Annotated in this window: 17 protein-coding genes; 12 read left to right on the top strand and 5 right to left on the bottom strand. The window is 73.6% G+C overall.

The genetic code is table 11. From position 1 onward, the window contains the following. Positions 1-117: 117 nt before the first annotated feature. The 3 genes from MCBG_RS14520 to MCBG_RS14510 all read left to right on the top strand — a co-directional run bounded on the left by MCBG_RS14520 (position 118) and on the right by MCBG_RS14510 (position 3,517). Entirely contained in the window at positions 118-1,353 is a 1,236-nt protein-coding gene (locus tag MCBG_RS14520) for a sensor histidine kinase (RefSeq protein ID WP_043326252.1), read from the top strand. Continuing rightward, a complete protein-coding gene (locus tag MCBG_RS14515) occupies positions 1,329-2,021 on the top strand; it encodes a response regulator (protein ID WP_282102418.1) in 693 nt (230 codons plus the stop codon). The genes MCBG_RS14520 and MCBG_RS14515 overlap by 25 nt, the downstream gene beginning before the upstream one ends. Before the next feature lie 71 nt (positions 2,022-2,092). Beyond that, positions 2,093-3,517, top strand: coding sequence for an ATP-binding protein (locus MCBG_RS14510; protein WP_176722750.1), 1,425 nt, complete (start codon positions 2,093-2,095; stop codon positions 3,515-3,517). A 794-nt stretch (positions 3,518-4,311) separates the two neighbouring features. Here the strand turns inward: MCBG_RS14510 and MCBG_RS14505 are convergent. After that, the gene (locus tag MCBG_RS14505; protein ID WP_043326248.1) at positions 4,312-5,091 is read right to left on the bottom strand and encodes a D-Ala-D-Ala carboxypeptidase family metallohydrolase; all 780 of its coding nucleotides are present in this window, start codon (positions 5,089-5,091) and stop codon (positions 4,312-4,314) included. A 256-nt stretch (positions 5,092-5,347) separates the two neighbouring features. Between MCBG_RS14505 and MCBG_RS14500 the strand changes: the two genes are divergently transcribed. Both MCBG_RS14500 and MCBG_RS14495 read left to right on the top strand, forming a co-directional pair. Next, positions 5,348-5,989, top strand: coding sequence for a DUF6642 family protein (locus MCBG_RS14500; RefSeq protein WP_043326246.1), 642 nt, complete (start codon positions 5,348-5,350; stop codon positions 5,987-5,989). A 31-nt stretch (positions 5,990-6,020) separates the two neighbouring features. Next, positions 6,021-6,485: a PPOX class F420-dependent oxidoreductase gene (locus tag MCBG_RS14495; RefSeq protein WP_030272926.1), complete on the top strand. Its 465-nt coding sequence runs from the start codon at positions 6,021-6,023 to the stop codon at positions 6,483-6,485. Between the two features lies 1 nt (position 6,486). Here MCBG_RS14495 and MCBG_RS14490 read toward each other — a convergent pair whose 3' ends face one another. Together MCBG_RS14490 and MCBG_RS14485 are read right to left on the bottom strand one after the other, a co-directional pair. After that, positions 6,487-7,128: an NAD(P)-dependent oxidoreductase gene (locus tag MCBG_RS14490; RefSeq protein WP_043326240.1), complete on the bottom strand. Its 642-nt coding sequence runs from the start codon at positions 7,126-7,128 to the stop codon at positions 6,487-6,489. A 54-nt stretch (positions 7,129-7,182) separates the two neighbouring features. Further along, complete coding sequence (locus MCBG_RS14485; RefSeq protein ID WP_043326238.1) at positions 7,183-8,415, bottom strand: serine hydrolase domain-containing protein; 1,233 nt, start codon at positions 8,413-8,415, stop codon at positions 7,183-7,185. A 56-nt stretch (positions 8,416-8,471) separates the two neighbouring features. Here MCBG_RS14485 and MCBG_RS14480 point away from each other — a divergent pair, with 56 nt between their 5' ends. The 5 genes from MCBG_RS14480 to MCBG_RS14460 all read left to right on the top strand — a co-directional run bounded on the left by MCBG_RS14480 (position 8,472) and on the right by MCBG_RS14460 (position 13,047). Beyond that, positions 8,472-9,065 carry a pentapeptide repeat-containing protein gene (locus MCBG_RS14480; RefSeq protein WP_013284334.1) on the top strand — a complete coding sequence of 198 codons (594 nt, stop codon included), beginning with the start codon at positions 8,472-8,474 and terminating at the stop codon, positions 9,063-9,065. A 43-nt stretch (positions 9,066-9,108) separates the two neighbouring features. Continuing rightward, positions 9,109-9,561: a pyridoxamine 5'-phosphate oxidase family protein gene (locus MCBG_RS34930; RefSeq protein ID WP_043326236.1), complete on the top strand. Its 453-nt coding sequence runs from the start codon at positions 9,109-9,111 to the stop codon at positions 9,559-9,561. A gap of 1,143 nt (positions 9,562-10,704) precedes the next feature. Continuing rightward, positions 10,705-11,610 carry a hypothetical protein gene (locus MCBG_RS34065; RefSeq protein ID WP_223201221.1) on the top strand — a complete coding sequence of 302 codons (906 nt, stop codon included), beginning with the start codon at positions 10,705-10,707 and terminating at the stop codon, positions 11,608-11,610. A 125-nt stretch (positions 11,611-11,735) separates the two neighbouring features. Beyond that, the gene (locus MCBG_RS14465) at positions 11,736-12,647 is read left to right on the top strand and encodes a hypothetical protein (protein ID WP_223201220.1); all 912 of its coding nucleotides are present in this window, start codon (positions 11,736-11,738) and stop codon (positions 12,645-12,647) included. 88 nt (positions 12,648-12,735) lie between these two features. Further along, positions 12,736-13,047, top strand: coding sequence for a hypothetical protein (locus MCBG_RS14460; protein ID WP_043326231.1), 312 nt, complete (start codon positions 12,736-12,738; stop codon positions 13,045-13,047). A gap of 22 nt (positions 13,048-13,069) precedes the next feature. Here the strand turns inward: MCBG_RS14460 and dacB are convergent, their stop codons facing one another. After that, positions 13,070-14,653 (bottom strand): D-alanyl-D-alanine carboxypeptidase/D-alanyl-D-alanine endopeptidase, encoded by a 1,584-nt coding sequence (gene dacB, locus MCBG_RS14455; RefSeq protein WP_043326229.1) that lies wholly within the window; start codon positions 14,651-14,653, stop codon positions 13,070-13,072. A gap of 192 nt (positions 14,654-14,845) precedes the next feature. Between dacB and MCBG_RS14450 the strand changes: the two genes are divergently transcribed. Next, positions 14,846-15,127 carry an iron-sulfur cluster biosynthesis family protein gene (locus tag MCBG_RS14450; protein WP_030501863.1) on the top strand — a complete coding sequence of 94 codons (282 nt, stop codon included), beginning with the start codon at positions 14,846-14,848 and terminating at the stop codon, positions 15,125-15,127. A gap of 2 nt (positions 15,128-15,129) precedes the next feature. Here the strand turns inward: MCBG_RS14450 and MCBG_RS14445 are convergent, their stop codons facing one another. Further along, on the bottom strand, positions 15,130-16,221 hold the full coding sequence (locus tag MCBG_RS14445) for a beta family protein (RefSeq protein ID WP_051611212.1): 1,092 nt from the start codon (positions 16,219-16,221) through the stop codon (positions 15,130-15,132). Positions 16,222-16,430: 209 nt separating this feature from the next. Between MCBG_RS14445 and MCBG_RS14440 the strand changes: the two genes are divergently transcribed. Beyond that, a complete protein-coding gene (locus MCBG_RS14440; RefSeq protein WP_043326228.1) occupies positions 16,431-16,835 on the top strand; it encodes a hypothetical protein in 405 nt (134 codons plus the stop codon). Positions 16,836-16,898: the final 63 nt, after the last annotated feature.

Below are 16,898 nucleotides of genomic sequence, written 5' to 3'. Positions count from 1 at the left end.
GGGGCCACCCGGTCACGCGCTGCGGCCGGCGGTCGGCGTCGCCGTCGACCTCGGTTCACCGCAGTCGTCGACTTTGGTAGCTGGTAGCCGGTCCGGACGGCTTCCTAGCATGGGTGGGTGAGCAGCGCCGTCGTACCCGATCATCCCTGGCTCCTGCCGGGCTCCCTGGTGCCCGCCCGGACCGCCCGGCGGACCCCGCGGGACTGGTTCGTCGACGGCGCGCTGTTCGTGGCCTCGCTGCTCTGGGTGCTCATCGCCCACGGCGACGTCACCAGCGCGAGCCCGGAGTTCGGGCTCAACGCCGGTCCGGCCTGGCTGGAGGAGGTCGACCTGCTGATCGGCCTGTGGATCAGCGGGGCGCTCTGGCTGCGCCGGCGCTGGCCGGTCGGGCTGGCACTGGCCACCGCGCCGCTGGTGTTCTTCTCGGTCACCTCCGGCGTCGCGTTGCTCGTCATCACGTTCACCGTGCTGGTGCACCGGCCACTGCCGGTGGGCCTGGCCCTGGCGGCCTGGAACGTGCTCAGCCTGCCGGTCTACCTCGCCGTCCGGCCCGACCCGACGATGCCGTTCTGGGGTTCGGTGATCTGGACCGCGCTGTTCATCGGCGTGGTGGTGGCGTGGGCGCTGTTCGTCCGGGCCCGCCGCCAGCTGGTGCTGTCCCTGCGCGACCGCGCCGAGCGGGCCGAGGCCGAGCAGCAGCTCCGGCTCGACCAGGCCCGGCAGCTCGAACGCGGCCGGATCGCCCGGGAGATGCACGACGTGCTCGCCCACCGGATCTCCCTGCTCAGCCTGCACGCGGGAGCGCTGGAGTTCCGGCCGGACGCGCCGCCGGAGGAGGTGGCGCGGGCGGCCGGGGTGATCCGGGCCAGCGCGCACGCCGCGCTCCAGGACCTGCGCGAGGTGATCGGCGTGCTGCGGGCCGAGGTCGGCTCCGAGGCCACGCCGGAACGGCCGCAACCCACGCTGGCCGACGTGCCCGCGCTGGTCGCCGAGAGCCGCGACGCCGGGGTACGGGTCGCCGTCGTCGACGAGGTGACCGAGCCGGAGGCGGTGCCCGCGGCGATCGGGCGCAGCGCGTACCGGATCGTGCAGGAGGGGCTGACAAACGCCCGCAAGCACGCGCCCGGCGCGGTGGTGACCGTCCGGCTGGCCGGTGGCCCGGGTGACGGGCTGGTGGTGGAGATCAGCAACCCGTGGCCGGTGGGCAGCCCGGCCACCGCGATCCCGGGCACCGGCACCGGCCTGGTCGGCATCGCCGAGCGGGTCACGCTCGCCGGTGGCCGCCTGGAACACGGGCGGGACGCCGACGGCACGTTCCGGCTGACCGCCTGGCTGCCCTGGGGGGCGCAGTGAGCGCCCCGGTACGGGTACTGATCGTCGACGACGACCCGCTGGTCCGCGGCGCGCTGTCGATGATCCTCGGCGGCGTACCCGACCTCGCGGTGGTCGGCGAGGCCACCGACGGCGCCGAGGTGCCCCAGGCCGTCGCCGCCCACGCCCCGGACGTGGTGCTGATGGACATCCGCATGCCCCGGGTCGACGGCCTGGCCGCCACCGAGGCGCTGCGTGCCACAGCGGAACCGCCCGAGGTGCTGGTGCTCACCACGTTCGACGCGGACGAGCAGGTGCTGCGGGCGCTGCGGGCCGGGGCGAGCGGCTTCCTGCTCAAGGACACCCCGCCGGCCGAGATCGTGGCGGCGGTACGCCGGGTCGCGGCGGGGGAGGCGACGCTGTCCCCGGCGGTGACCCGCAAACTCATCGCGCACGTCACCGGCGCCGCGCCGGTGCCCGGCCCGGACCCGAAGCGGGAACGGGCGGTACGGCTGCTCGACGGGCTCTCCGAACGGGAACGGGAGGTCGCGGTGCTGCTCGGCCGGGGCCGCACCAACGCGGAGATCTCCGCCGAGTTGTTCATGAGCGTGGCGACGGTGAAGGCGTACGTGTCGCGGCTGCTGACGAAGCTCGACCTGAACAACCGTGTGCAGGTGGCCCTGCTGGTCCAGGACGCCGGCCTGGTCTGAGGCACAGACACTCTCATTCGGGATACTATCAGAGATGAGAGTATCCGTCCTGAGAGTATGAGGTGATTGACGTGGCCGGTTTCGTCGGCAGGACGAGGGAGCTGGCCCGGCTCGACGGCATGTTGGCGCGCGTCGAACGCGGCGGCCGGGCGGGGCGCCCGGGACGGGCGCTGCTCATGCGTGGACGCCGACGGGTGGGTAAGTCCCGCCTCGTTGAGGAGTTCGTCGAGCGCGCGGGCGTACCCCACCTCTTCTTCACCGCCTCGGCGCAACCCACCCCCGCCGCCGACCTGCGGCTCTTCGTCGAAGCGGCGGCCGGCTCGACGCTCCCTGGAGCGGGTCTGTTCGCCGGACAGGCGCCGGCCACCTGGGACGCGGCTCTCACCCTCCTCGCCGCCGCGCTGCCCACGGATCAGCCCAGCGTCGTCGTGCTCGACGAGATGCCCTACCTCATCGCCACCGATCCCGGCTTCGAGGGCACCCTCCAGAAGGTCTTCGACCGGGAGCTGTCCCGTCGGCCGGTCCTGCTGATCTGCGTCGGCTCGGACCTGGCGATGATGGAGGCGCTCAACGACTACGGCCGCCCGTTCCACCAGCGCGCGACCGAGATGGTCGTGCCGCCCCTGAGCCCCGGCGACGTGGCCGAGATGCTCCAGTTGCCGCCGGCGGATGCCATCGACGCGTACCTCGTCACCGGTGGCCTGCCGCTCGTCCTCGACGACTGGGCCCCCGGCGAGACCGTGCGCGACTACCTCGCCCAGGCCGTCCCGGACCCCACTTCCGCGCTGCTCGTCAGCGGGGAACGGGCCCTCGCTGCCGAGTTTCCGCCGCAGTCCCAGCCGGGCGTGGTGCTGCGCGCCATCGGCTCCGGGGAGCGCACCTCCTCCTCCATCGCGCGGGCGGCCGGCGGAATCCCGCAGGCGTCGCTGCACCGCGCGCTCCGACTGCTGACCGACAAGCGGGTCGTGGAGGCCGCCCTCCCGCTGTCCACCCGTCCGTCGCGCGAGACCCGCTACGTGGTCGCCGATCCGTATCTCCGCTTCTGGCTCGCCTTCCTCGACCCCTACCTCGCCGAGATCGAGCGCGGCAGAGGGGATCTGACGCTCGCCCGCATCCATTCGTCCTGGACCTCATGGCGAGGGCGTGCGGTCGAGCCGGTGATCCGGGAGTCCCTGCGGCGGCTGCCGCCGGGGAGCCTGCCGTCCGGGACGGCGGAGGTGGGCGGTTACTGGACGCGTACCAACGATCCCGAGATCGACCTGGTCGGCGGCGATCGGAGCCCGGTGGCCAAGCGGATCACGTTCGTGGGCTCGGTCAAGTGGCTGGAGAACGGCGCGTTCGACGGTCACGACCTGGCCCGGCTGCTTCACCACCGCGCCCAGCTACCGGGCGCCGACGACCACACACCGGTCGTCGCGGTGGTGCGCAGTGGCCGTGCGGTCGACGGAGTCACCGCGCTCGGGCCGGCCGAACTGCTCGCCGCGTGGCGGGATTGAACTGCTGCCGTCATCCGGCCGTACCAGTGGTCGAGGATGTGGTGCGGCCGTTCCGCCGCACCGCTGCCGAACTGCGGGAGGCCTGCCGTGCGAGTTGGTGAGCAGTCGACGGATCCCATCGACCAGATCCTGGGCGAGGTGCCGGTACCGGCGCCGTTGACCCCCGAGGACGTCCGCCTCGCGGTCCGGGCGGTGGTGGTGCACGCCGCCGAGGAGTGGCCCGCGGGGCCGAAGTGCCGCAACGACGGTTCGTCGTTTCCCTGCCGGTTGCATCGCTGGGGCCGGCGCGTGCTGGAGACACACGGTCTCAACGACCGCCAGATCGACGCGCTGATCCGGCACGGCAACCCGTTCGTGCACGTGCCCTTCCCGTTCGTGCTGACCGGACCGTCCGGCGCCCGTCCCGCCCCCGGGCAGGCCGCCCGCGGTCAGACGGCGCGACCGGGCGTACCCGGTCAGGTGGCGCGGCCCGGCGTACCCGGTCAGGCCGGCCGTCCCGTGCCCGGACAGCCGGCCCGGTCGGTGCCGGGTCAGGCCGCCCGCCCCGCCGCGGCGCAGGCGGCGCGCGGTGCGGTTCCGCGGGACCGCCGCCCGCCGGTGCGGCCCGGTCTGCGGCCGGTCGCCGGGCGGTCGGCTCCCACCGCCCGGCCCGCTGGCCCCGGGCGAGCTGACGCCCGGCGCCCGGTTCCGGTCGCGCCGACGCCCCGTCGCGGATGGCGTCGGTCGTGCCGGAGCATGCCGACGGCGGCCCGGACGGGGAGCCCCCACCCCCGGTCCGGGCCGCCGTCACCGCATCACTTGACTCCGCAGTCCGGTGCGGACCAGCCCTTCGTGTTCGACGACTTGTCCCGGTTGTTCTCCCGCCGCGAGTCGACGTGCGTGTGGTCGTCGTGGTCCGGGTAGCCGGGGCCGTAGATGCCGCTGAAGCCCCGGCTGCGGGCCGAGCGGGCGATGTCGCAGAGGCTGCGGTGCTTGGCGATCAGGTCGGCCGCGTTGCCGTAGAGGTGCTGGCTGTCCGCGGCGCCGCCGACCTGCCGGTTGCAGGCGATGCTGCGGAACCCGCTGGTCACGTAGAGCGGCTTGTCGCCGAGGCTGCGCCGCAGCGCCTCCAGCTTCCACATGGTGCGCAGCGCGTTCTCCCGGGTGGCCGACGCGGAGAGCGGGCCGCCGGCCCACCCGCCCTTGCCGCAGCCGTTGTCCAGCTCGGCGTAGCTGAAGTGCTTCGGCGTGCAGTCGCTGTCCTTCTGCAGGTCGTAGATCCTGGCGAACGTCTGCGGCCCGGCCACGCCGTCGGCGCGCAGCCCGTACGCGGTCTGGAAGCGCTTGACCGCGGCGGCCGTCTCCGGGCCGTACACGCCGTCGACCCGGACGATGCCGCCGTACGCGGCCCAGCCGGCCACCCGGATCTGGAGCTGCCGGACGTCGTCGCCGGAGCTTCCCTGGGACAGCGTCCGGTTCCAGGTGTAGCAGCCGTCGGCGTGCGCCGGTGGCGCGGCCACGACTGTCGCCACGGCGGCCCCGGGCAGGGCCAGCGCGAACGCGACCGCCGCCCGCTTCAGGGTGTTGACGCGCACAGAGTCCTCCCGATGTCAGAGCGGAACTGGGATCCGACGGGCACATCGACCGGTACGTCCCGTCCCTATCACCGTGACAGGTACGAGGATTCTTCGTGGTGATTAGCGGAAATTGTTCTCACATCGCCCGGTTGCTGGGTATTGGCTGTGAATACTGCCTGTTTGCGTACGCGCTGCCGGGTGTCGCCCGTCGGACGTGACCGGTAACGTCTGCTCCCGGACCGGGCGGCGACCTCGACGGGCGGGGAGGTGGGCGTTGGCGCGTGGCGGCGTGTTCTGCGTCGAGGGGCAGTGGCACCGCGACCTCAACGAACGCGGGTCCGTCCTGCCCACGCTCGACCTGCTGGAGCGGCTCGGCCGCATCCGCTACATCCACAAGGACGCGGCCACCCGCGACGAGCTGTTCTACTTCGTCGACCGCTGGCTGCTCAAGCAGTACGCCGACCACCGGGTGGGCTTCTTCGCCATGCACGGCGAGCCGAGCCGGCTCTGCCTCACCGACTGGGACTCGGTCGAGCTGTCGGACGTGGCCGAGCGGATGGCCGGCCGCTGCGAGGGCCGCCGCCTCTACTTCGGCAGCTGCTCGGTGCTGCGTGCCTCCGACGCCACGCTGCGCGAGTTCCTCGACGTCACCGGCGCGGCGCTGATCTGCGGCTTCACCCGCGAGGTGGACTGGGTCGAGTCGGCCGCCTTCGAGACGGTGCTGCTCGACGTGCTCGCCAACGGGCAGCGGCACAACGCCGCCGAACTGCGGATGCGCTCGGCGCACTGGGCGCCGCTCGCCGCGTACCTCGGTTTCCGGGTGATCTACGCCAACGGCCGCGCCTGGCGGCCCTCGGCCCGCCCGCGCGTGCCGGAGCAGGTCACCGCGCAGCGGTCCGCCGGCCGCCCGCGCTGAGAACGACGGACATGCCTGGTAGAACCGAGGCATGGCACGCAGCATCGCGAAGAACACCCGGGTCGACCGGGACGCCCTGATCGAGTTCCTCCGCCCCCGCCACCACGTCGTGCTCATGACCACCCGCTCCGACGGGCGCCCGCAGTCCTCCCCGGTGGCCTGCGGGGTGGATGCCGAGGGCCGGCTGGTGATCTCCACCTATCCCGAGCGTGCCAAGGTCGCCAACATCCGCCGCGACCCGCGCGTCTCCGCGTGCGTGCTCTCCGACGACTGGAACGGCCCGTGGGTGCAGGTCGACGGCGTGGCCGAGGTGCTCGACCTGCCCGAGGCGCTGGAACCGCTGGTCGAGTACTTCCGCAGCATCTCCGGCGAGCACCCGGACTGGGACGAGTACCGGTCGGCCATGGTCGCGCAGGGCAAGTCGCTGATCCGGGTCACGATCGAGTCCTGGGGCCCGATCGCCACCGGCGGCTTCCCGGCCCGGCTGGCCGACTGAATCAGTACGCGACCGTGAACCGGGCGTTGCCGAAGCGCGGATCCTCGATCTCGTCGACGATCGCCACCGCCAGGTCCTCGTAGGTGAGCACCGAACGGCCCTGCGCGTCGGTCACCGGGTGGTCGGTGCCGGTGCGGTAGTGCCCGGTCCGCTCGCCCGGGTGGAACTCCAGCGGCGGCGGGGAGACGTACGTCCAGGTCACCCCGTCGGCGCTGGACCTGTAGAACTCCAGCGCGTCGGCCTGACCGTGCGCCGAGTCCCGGTACTCCTCCGGGAAGTCCGGCTCGTCCAGATACCGGGTCCCCTTCGGCGTGAGCAGCGTCGAGCCACCGCCGACGTGGATCACCCGAGGTGGGTCCGGCAACTCACGCAGCGTGTCGACCAGCGTCCGCGCGGCGTCGCGCCACAGGGCCCGCTCGCCGCCGCCGATGGCCACCACCAGCACGTCCGCGTCCTCGGCCAGTTCGCGTACGCTCCGCGCCGACGTGGCGTCGCCGGTCACCGTGCGTACGCCTGGGGGTAGGTAGCCGACCGCCTCCGGACGCCGCACCGCCGCTGTCACCCGGTGCCCCCGCTCGACCGCCTCCGCGGCGATCCGCGAGCCCGCCGTCCCGCCGGCGCCGAACACGACGATGTCGCTCATGACTCACAGGCTAGGCAGCCTGCCGGCGGGCGGCGGGAGTTCCGCCGAACCGGCTCAGTCGACGATCGCCGAGTAGACGAGCTGGCGCAACTGGCTGCGCAGCGGGTACGTGCTGGACGGCATCAACTGGGTGAACAGCAGCGCGGTGACCTCCTCCACCGGGTCCACCCAGAACGCGGTGCTGGCGAGGCCGCCCCAGTAGAACTCGCCGACGCTGCTCGGCACCCGCGACGGCACCGGGTCCAGCACGACCGCGAAGCCCAGCCCGAAGCCGACCCCGTCGAGGATCGTCTCGGCGAAGCCCTCCGGCGAGAACGAGGCCAGGTCCCGGTTGCCGGGCAGGTGGTTGCGGGTCATGAAGCGCACCGTGCGCGGCCCGAGCAGGCGCACCCCGTCCAGCTCGCCGCCACGCAGCAGGAACTGGGTGAACCGGTGGTAGTCGGCCGCCGTGGAGAGCAGCCCGCCGCCGCCGGAGTGCCACGTCGGCTCCGCCAGCGCGGCCCGGCCCACCGCGTCGGCGCGTACCGCCTGACCGGTCGCCGGGTGCGGGGCGTAGAGCGCGGCCAGGCGTTTCGCGTCCGCCGCGTCCACCCACCAGCGGGTGTCGGTCATGCCCAGCGGGGCCAGGATCCGCTCGGCGAAGAACGCGTCGAGCGACTGCCCGGAGATCACCTCGACCAGGCGGCCCAGGACGTCGGTGGAGACGCCGTAGTTCCAGCTCGTGCCGGGCTGGAACAGCAGCGGCAGCCGGGCCAGCCCGGCCGACGCCGCCGCCAGGTCCGCGCCCGGCGGCACACCGAGGTCGAAGCCCGCCGCCCGGTACAGGCCGTCGACCACCGACACCTGGGCGAAGCCGTACGTGAGGCCGGCGGTGTGGGTGAGCAGGTGCCAGATCCGGATCGGCTCGACCGCCGGCACCGTGTACGGCTTCAGCACCGAACCCCGGTCGTAGACGCGTACGTCGGCGAACTCCGGCAGCCAGCGGCTGACCGGGTCGTTCAGCTCGAGCCGGCCCTCCTCCCAGAGCATCATCGCGGCGACCGAGGTGATCGGCTTGGTCATCGAGTAGATGCGCCAGAGCGTGTCCGCCTCGACCGGCGTACCGGCCTCCCGGTCGCGCAGCCCGTACGTCGAGGAGTGGGCGATCTCGCCCCGGCGGGTGACGACGATCTGCCAGCCGGCGAGCCGGCCGTCGTCGACGTACCGGGCGAAGTGCTCGTCGATCCGCGCCAGCCGGGCGGGATCGAGGCCGACACGTCCGGGGTCGGTGCTCACGGTGACACTCACGACCGCGAACCTACCCGCAGGTACCGCGGCCGGGAAGTGTCACTAGGGTCGGTGGCATGCCGGAGCCGGTCGAGGACGTCACCTACCGCCAGCAGGACTGGTACGCCGAGGAGTTGGCCGACAGGCACTTCGTACGGTGCGAGTTCTTCCACGTCGACCTGACCGAGGCGGTCAGCCGGGGCGCGGTCTTCACCGACTGCGTGTTCGGCAACGTGGCGTTCAACGCCTCCCGGCACACCGACTCGGCGTTCACCAGGTGCTCGTTCAGCAAGTGCAACCTCTTCGAGGCCGAGTTCACCGGCTGCAAGCTGGTCGGCAGCACGTTCGACCGCTGCGACCTGCGCCCGCTGCGGGTCGACCGGGGCGACTGGTCCTTCGTCACGCTCGCCGGCGCCGACCTGCGCGGGGCGCGGATCACCGACGTACGGATGCGGGAGGTCGACCTGACCGGTGCCGACCTCACCGGCGCGACGCTGACCGGCGTGGACCTCTCCGGCGCCCAGTTGCACGCCGCCAAGCTGATCCGGGCCGACCTGCGCGGCAGCGACCTGTCCGCGCTCGACCCGACGGCGGTGCAGCGTTCCGGCGCGCGGATCGACGCCGAGCAGGCGGTGATGCTGGCCCAGGCGCTCGGTTTCCAGGTCGGCTGAAAGCTGCCGCGGGTTGTCAGGTTTCCCGGCCAGAATCGGGCGCATGACATGGTGGTCCGATCTGGTGGCGGCCGAACCCGAGTTCGCGGCGCGGGTGCGCGCCCGCTTCGCGGTCCGCAAGCACGGCACGATGGCGACACTGCGGCGGGACGGCTCGCCGCGGATCAGCGGCACCGAGTTCGACTTCGGTGACGACGGGCAGCTGCGGCTGGGCAGCATGGCCGGCGCGGTCAAGGCGCTCGACCTGCGCCGCGATCCTCGGGTGGCGCTGCACAGCCCGACCGAGGACGCCCCGCCGGACGACCCGTCCACCTGGGACGGGGACGCGAAGATCGCCGGCCGGGCGCACGAGGAGCAGCCCGCCGAGGACGGCTCGCACAGCTTCCGGATCGAGCTGACCGAGGTGGTGCTCACCCGGGTCGGCGACCCGCCCGACCACCTGCTGATCGAGAGCTGGCACCCCACCCGGGGCCTGCGCCGCCGCACCCGCCACTGACGCCACCCACCATCCCGCCCCCCGGGGCGCCCCACCCCCACCCCCACCCCCGCCCCGCTCCCGTCGATCATGAAGTTGACGGCATTCCGCGCCCGAAATGTCCCCGCCAACCTCATGATCAACAGGTTGCCGAGGGTGGGCGCGCCGGCCGGGAGAGATCTTGGAAGGAAATGGCTCCTGTGGGGACCTGAATCTTCCAAGATCTGGTCCGTGGGGCGGGTTGGCGGCGTGGGGTGCGTGGGAATTGCGAGGGCGGATGCCTTCTGCAAGATCGCGTTCTGTGTCATCCTCCCTACGGCGAGCCACGGGGCCGGGCCGCTCGCCGCCGGTGGCCGAGGAGGGTCGGTGGCTGAGGACGACATCGCGCGGACCGGAATCCGGGTCGGGGGTTGGCTGCCCACGCCGGACGAATCGGCAGACGCGCCGGCGCGGCCCACCGGTCCACGCCGCCTGCCCGGGAACACCGACCCCGGCGTGTCCCGGCCGGTGACGCCCCCGGACGCCGAACGCTTACCTTCCGGCGCGGACGATCCGGTGCCGCCGGTCGACCTGGATCCGCCCGGTACCGCTGTGTGGCCGCCTCCGCGCGCCGGCGGACCGCCGGCTCCCGACCTTCCGGCCGCCGGCCCGCTCCCGGCGGACACGCCCGCCCCGGGCCCGCTTGCCCCGGGCTCGATCGCTCCGGGCTCGATCGCTCCGGGCTCGATCGCTCCGGGCTCGATCGCTCCGGGCTCGATCGCTCCGGGCTCGATCGCTCCGGGCTCGATCGCTCCGGGCTCGCTCGCTTCGGGTCCGCTCGCTTCGGGTCCGCTCGCTTCGGGTCCGCTCGCTTCGGGCCCGCTCAGCCCGGGTGAGCCTGCTCCGGGTCCGCCCGGCTCCGGCACGCCCGCTCCGGGTTCGCTCGGCCCGAGGCCACTCGTCTCCGGGGCGGCTGCTTCGGCCGGCCCCGAGTCCCGTCCGAACCCGCCCGGCGGTCGGGTTCCGCTGGTCGGGCCGCCGCCGAACGGACTGCACCTGTCCGCTCCGTCGCCGGTCCGGCCCGCTTCCGATCCGGCCGAACCCGGCCCGCCGCAGGTGGCGGAAACGGGAGCGAGACCGGGCCGGCACTCCGCCCGGGAGAGCATCCCGGCGCGCCTCGCCGATATGACCAGCGGGATCGGCCACCTGACCAGCGGGATCGGCGACCTGGCCGGCCGGATCGGCGATCTGGCGGGCGGGATCGGCGTCCGGCTGCGCGACGCGGCGCGAACCAGGCTGCCACTCGGCCCGACCTGGCCCCCGGCCGATGCCCCGGCCACCCGGGTCGCTGTGGCCCGGGCCCGTCGTCGGCGCCGGCGCGCCGTGCTGGCGGCGGTGACCGTGACCGGGCTGGTGGCGGCGCTGGCGTACGCGGGCCGGTCACCCGCGCCACCGTCGAACCGGGAGACGTCGCCCGTGGCGGCGCCGAGCGATCAGGCGCCCGGCGACCAGGCGCCCGATCAGGCGCCGGCCGACCCGGTGTCACCCGGCGGGCCGCTGCTCGACGTGGACCTGGCGCCGCTGCCGGGGGCGTTGTCGCTCACCGCGCTCGGTACGCGGGACTGGCGGCACTGGGGCGGTACCGGCGCGGACAGCTTCCATCGCAAGGCGGGCGGCACCGGCGAGATCCAGGATCCGGGTGGCGAGCGGCTGGAGCACAACGCGGGCGCCTGTGATCTCCAGTGGACCGACGGTACGCCGACAGCGCGCCAGGAGGGCACCCGGGCGGGTGTCTTCCAGCGCGGCGCCGGGAAGAGCTTCACGCTCGGGGTGGCCGGGAGCGGGGACCTGCGCACGGTCCGGCTGTTCGTCGGAACGTTCTCGGCCGGCGCGCGGCTCGACCTGACGCTGTCCAGCGGCGGCGATCCCGTCGTCCGTGAGGTCGCCCTCGCCGCGGGCGACCGCTTCTACCAGTACGTCATCCGCTTCCGGGCGGCCCCGGGGGAGCGGCTGCTGATCAAATGGCAGGCCCTGACGGTCACCGGCGCGCAGAACGACGGGGTGGCCCTGCAGGCGGTCACGGTAAGCTGAGCGGCCGGTCCGGCGAGCGGCCGCCAGGTAACGAACTGGAAACGCCCGTCACTCGACATATGGCGCAAAGAGCCGTCCGGTGACACCGTGAAGCCCGTCGCGCACCAGTCGTATCCGGCGGTGTCGTGACCGAAGTGGAGGGTGTGGTGGGCCAGGAGGACCGTCCGCGTACCGGCCCCGGCTCGCATCGGCACGGCCTTCCGCGTACCCGCTCCGCGCTGCGGCGGCTGCGCCGCCGACGACGGCTGATGCTGGAAGGGCTGGCCGCGTTCCTCTGCCTGGCGGCACTGGCGCTCTACCTCGGCGTCGAGCGGCACGACGCGCCACGCGAGGAGCACGCCCGGCTGCCGGCCGCGCCGCCCGGCCGGGTCGGGCTGCCGAACGAGGCCGACGACCCGGTGGCCAATCCGGGACTGCGTCCCCGGCAGCGGCCACCGTCGCCGAGCCCGACGCCGTCCACGCCGTCGCCGTCGCCGTCGCCGACGAGCGCGCTCCCGCCGACAGTCACCGTGACCCGCGCCGAGGTGCCCGCCACCGTCGACCTCACCGCCGTGGGCACCACCGACTGGGTCCACTGGGGGCTCACCGGCGCCGACCGGACGGTCCGCAAGCGGGGCGGCTCCGGCGAGATCCGCGACGAGGGCGGCCGGGGGCGGCGGCAGAGCTTCAGCAACAACCCCGAGGCGTACGCCTGGCGCGACGGCAACCCGGTCGCGTCGGCGAGCGGCACCATGTCCGGCGTGTACGCCTGCCACCGGGGCAGCGGGTTCAACCTGGCGGTGGCCGCCGACGGGCAGCAGCGCACGGTGCGTCTGTACGCCGGGCTCTGGATGGCCCGTGGCCGCCTCGACGTGCGTGTCTCCACCGGCGGACCGGTGACCACGCTCCGGATGGAGGACCCGCACACCGCGCTCACCACCGAGTTCACGATCAAGTTCCGCGCCCAGCGTGGCGCGCGGCTGCTGCTGAACTGGACGGTGGAGGAGTCGCTCGGCGACTGCGGCAACGTCAGCCTCCAGGCGGTGGCGCTGCGCTGAGCGGGGACAGTTTGTCCGTCGCGTACCCGGCACGGCGTCGTAGGTTTCCGTTGTTCCCGTCCGACCATCCCCTGTGGAGGCACGACCGATGACCGGCCCTGCTCCCGTCGTCCCCGCCCGCCCCCGCGCCGACGGTGACGTGCTGCGCGAGATCCCGATGCCGCCGTACGTGACGGTCGAGGACGTCCAGTTCGCGGTGCGCGCGGTGGTGGTGCACGCGCCGCGGACGTGGTCGGGCGGGACCATCTGCCGCAACGACGCCAGCCCGCACCCGTGCCGGCTGCACCGGTGGGGTCGCCGGGTGCTCACCCTGCGCGGGCTCCCACCGGCCGAGATCGACGCGCTAGTCGAGCGGGGTGACCCCGCCGCCGGCCCGCAGCCGCGCCGCCCCGGCGCCTAGCACCGGGGCGGTACGGCGCCGGTCAGCAGAGCGCCGGCTTGACCCAGGAGCACTCCCGTCCCTCCGGTACGCGCGGTGACTCCGGCGCGGCCGGCACGGTACGCCGGGCGGTGGCCGTCTCCCTCTCGGTGTACGCGGCCAGGGCGATCGCGATCTGATCCTCCAGCCCCTTCACCGACGAGGTCAGGTAGTTGTTCAGCACGATCGAGAACGCCAGCAGCCGGCCGTCCGCACTCGTGACGTAGCCGGAGAGCGCTGACGCGCCGGTCAGGCTGCCGGTCTTGGCGTGCACGTTGTTCGCGGCGGCGGTGCCGCTCATCCGGCTGCGCAGCGTCCCGCCGACGAGCCGGTTCGGGTTGCCGGCCACCGGCAGCGCGGCGTACCAGGTGTCGAACCACGGTTCGGCGCGGACCGCCGAGAGCAGCGTGACGAACTGTCCCGGCGGGACGAGGTTGCGCCGGGACAGGCCGGAGCCGTCACGTTGGCGCAGCGTGCCGGTGTCCACCCCGGTGTCGCCCACGTACCCGCTGATCGCGGAGAGCCCGGCGGCCCAGGTGCCGGAGCCGGAGAGCTGCCGGCCGAGTTCCTTGGTGAGCACTTCGGCGTGGCCGTTGTTGGAGAGCTTGAGGAACGGCACCATGAGGTCGGTCAGCGGCATCGAGTCGTGCCGGGCCAGCGGCTTGGCCGTGTCCGGGGTGGCGGCGCCGAGCACGGTCCGCCCGAGCACCCGTACGCCGTGACGGCGCAGCGCGGACCGGAACACGTCGGCCGCGTACCCGGTCGGTTCCCAGACCGTCACCCAGTCGCTCTCGGTGGCCTGGCCGAGCGCGATCTGGCCGGTGACCACCACTGTGTTGCCGCCGTGCTCGCGTTCGAACGAGATGGTGGTCTCGCCCTCGGTCACCGTCTCGGCCCGGTTCTCGATGCGCAGCCAGCCGTTGTCCGGAGTCATGGTGATCTTCGGTCGGGCGCCCGCCCGCGTTCCCGGCGCGGCGTGGACGATCACCGTGCCGGCGTCGTAGTCGGTGTCCGGGGCCACGGTGAGCGCGGACACCTGGGCGGCGTAGTAGTAGGGCTCGTCGTCCCAGGTCCAGTCCGGGCCGAGCCGGTCGCGGTCGTACCGGGTGTCGTCGGCGACCAGGTTGCCCGCGACGACCCGTACGCCGGTCGCGGCGACCTGCGCGGCGAGCCGGTCGTAGTCGGCGGCGAGGATGGTGGGGTCGCCTCCGCCGCGCAGGTAGAGGTCGCCGGAGAGCATGCCGGCGTGGCGCGGCCCGTCGGCGCTCACGTCGGTGGTGAACCGGTGGCCCGGTCCGAGCAGTTCCATCGCCGCCGCGGAGGTGAACAGCTTGGTGTTGGAGGCCGGGATGAGCCGTCGCGTCCCGTTGCGGTCGTACAGCGTGCGGCCGGTGGTGGTGTCGACGACGACCACGCCCGCCTGCGCGCCGTCGAGCCGGCTGTCGGCGAGGACGGCGTCGATGGTGGCGTGCAGCCGGGTCTGCGCGGGGGTGGGCGCTTCGGCAGTGGCGGTGGTGGCGCCGGCGGTGGCCGCGGTGGCGACCAGCACCAGCACCGCGAGCGCCCGGGGGAATAGGCGACGATGCATGTGCCGATGCTGCCATGGAGATTTCCTGCGGGAAAGACTCCGGTGTGAAAGGTTATCGCCAGGAGACGTGGCGCGCACCGCGCCGTCTCTGCCCCCAGCCTAGGGATTCGCCGGGCCGAGGGAGGGAAAAGACCTGTACGTGGGCCTTGTCGCCCGCGCGAATCCCGACATCCAGCCATGAGGAGTTCAGCGATGCTGACCATGACCGACAACGCCGTCCTGGTGATCCGTGACCTCGCCGCCCAGCAGGACGTGGCCGACGCCGGTGGGCTGCGCATCGCCGCCGACACCGAGGCCGGTTCGCTCTCCATCGAACTGGTGCCGGAGCCGGTGCGGGGCGACCAGGTGGTGGACACCGAGGGGGCGCGCATCTTCCTCGACTCCGACGCCGCCGAACTGCTGAACGACACCTCGGTGGACGCGGTCGTCGACGACGAGGGCGTGGTGCAGTTCGGGTTCACCGAGAAGGAGTGAGTTCAGCCGGCGCGGCGGGACTCCCCGCCGCGCGGCGAGCGGCCGGTACGTCCCCGTTCCGGGACGTCCGGGTCGGCCCACCACGCCCGGCCGCGCTGGTCCCGTTCCGGTCGGACCAGTGCGGCCAGCACCTGCGCCAGGTGGTGCGAGGTGCTCCACGCGATCCAGTTGGCCGGGGAACCTGCGCCCGCGCCGCGCCGGGCCCGCCGGACGATCTCGTGGTCGCCCCAGGAGAAGCCGGCCCCGGCTGCCGGCCAGTGCGCGGCGGCGGTCACCGTGCGGCACAGGTCGGCGAAGCGCTCGTCGCCCCGCCCGCCGCGCCGCGACCAGCGGTAGACCCACCACGCGTCGTCGGTTGCCCAGCGCAGCGTGGGAACCCGGTCGACCGGCTCGTCCGCGCCGCGTACCGCGCAGCTCACGCCGTAGTCGCCGTACCCGAGGTCCAGGTCGGCCAGGCGCTGCCAGAGCGACCAGTCGTACCGGTCCAGCCGGACCGGCTCGTCCACCGGAAGCCGGGACAGGGCCGGCGGCATCCCGCCGGCCGCCACCGTCACCGAGCGCCAGGCGTGCCGCCGGGCCCATTCCGCCGCGCGCCGCACCCGTGGCTCGGCCAGCCGGACGTCCGCGGTGCAGCACACGTCCTCCGCGTCGAGCAGCAGGTCGCACTGCTCCGGCATCAGGCCGGTCAGCCGCCACACCCGCTCCGCGGCGGCCGTCGCGGCGTCCGGCCCGCTTCGGTCCGGGCCGGTGCGCAACCGGACGACCGCGTGGTGCGCCCAGGCCCGTGCCGCCGCGCCGTGCGCGGCCAGCCGCCGGTCGCTGTCCGTCAGGCCGATGACCGGTGCCAGCGGTACGCCCCACCGGACCGGATCGTGTTCCGGGGTGTCCGGAAGCGCCGACACGTCGACGGCGGGCAGCAGCCCGTCCGGCAGTCGAGCCAGCGAGTCCTTGATGGACGGCGCGTCCGCCGCGACGTCGAGAACCGGTGCGAGCAGCGGGGTGGAGCCTCCGTCGAGATGGGACAGCGCCTCCAGCTCACCGCGCCGCGCGGCCAGCACCGGGCGGTAGACCGGGCCTCGGGGCGACTGCACCATACTTAAATGTAGCCAGCCGATCGCTCTGCGTCACGTCGTGAACGTTTTCGCAGGTCAGAGCCGTTCGCTGTCAGTGATTGGACACTTCATCGGCTGGTTGCCGGGCGGTGCGCCGACATAGCGTCGGAATCATCGAGGGTGACCGCCGACGATCGCCCGAACGCGCACGAACGCCTCCGGCCGGCGTACCGGCGGGAGAGAGGATCACCATGCCCAGCCGCAGAGGTAGGAGGGAAACCACCGGCCAGCCGATCCCGAGCATGCGGGAGGCCGCACGCGCCGACACCGAGATCAACTCGTGTTCGCCGGTCGGGCTGCCGGCCACCGCACGGATGCTGTTCGCCGTGGTCGACGCCGACGGAAAACTCGTCCGCGGCCTCGGCGCCACCTCGGCCACCCGGCTCGCCGCCGGGATGTACCAGGTCGCGTTCGACCAGGACGTGGCCGGAGCGGCGTACGTCGGATCGGTGGGCCCCGCGACGGCGAACGGGCTGGTCCCGCAGGGTGTCATCACCGTGGCGCCGCGCTCGGGTATCGCGAACGCCGTGTTCGTCGAGACGCACGGCACGAGCGGGCACGTGGACCGTCCGTTCCACCTGGCCGTGCTGGCCTGACCGGACGCGCAGACGAGCGCACGGCGCCGCACGACCTCCGGTCGTAACGTCGCCGCGCTCCGG

This window comes from Micromonospora sp. M42 (assembly GCF_000568915.1).
GTDB classification, from domain to species: Bacteria; Actinomycetota; Actinomycetes; order Mycobacteriales; family Micromonosporaceae; genus Micromonospora; species Micromonospora chalcea.
This window is presented reverse-complemented; position numbering and strand designations above follow the sequence as displayed.

What these genes read in the sequence shown, in the direction of transcription:
- MCBG_RS14495 (WP_030272926.1), top strand. Translation starts at nt 6,021, where the DNA reads ATGGCACGCAGCATCGCGAAGAACACCCGGGTCGACCGGGACGCCCTG.
- MCBG_RS14490 (WP_043326240.1), bottom strand. Translation starts at nt 7,128, where the DNA reads ATGAGCGACATCGTCGTGTTCGGCGCCGGCGGGACGGCGGGCTCGCGG.
- MCBG_RS14480 (WP_013284334.1), top strand. Translation starts at nt 8,472, where the DNA reads ATGCCGGAGCCGGTCGAGGACGTCACCTACCGCCAGCAGGACTGGTAC.
- MCBG_RS34930 (WP_043326236.1), top strand. Translation starts at nt 9,109, where the DNA reads ATGACATGGTGGTCCGATCTGGTGGCGGCCGAACCCGAGTTCGCGGCG.
- MCBG_RS34065 (WP_223201221.1), top strand. Translation starts at nt 10,705, where the DNA reads ATGACCAGCGGGATCGGCCACCTGACCAGCGGGATCGGCGACCTGGCC.
- MCBG_RS14460 (WP_043326231.1), top strand. Translation starts at nt 12,736, where the DNA reads ATGACCGGCCCTGCTCCCGTCGTCCCCGCCCGCCCCCGCGCCGACGGT.
- dacB (WP_043326229.1), bottom strand. Translation starts at nt 14,653, where the DNA reads ATGCATCGTCGCCTATTCCCCCGGGCGCTCGCGGTGCTGGTGCTGGTC.
- MCBG_RS14450 (WP_030501863.1), top strand. Translation starts at nt 14,846, where the DNA reads ATGCTGACCATGACCGACAACGCCGTCCTGGTGATCCGTGACCTCGCC.
- MCBG_RS14445 (WP_051611212.1), bottom strand. Translation starts at nt 16,221, where the DNA reads ATGGTGCAGTCGCCCCGAGGCCCGGTCTACCGCCCGGTGCTGGCCGCG.
- MCBG_RS14440 (WP_043326228.1), top strand. Translation starts at nt 16,431, where the DNA reads ATGCCCAGCCGCAGAGGTAGGAGGGAAACCACCGGCCAGCCGATCCCG.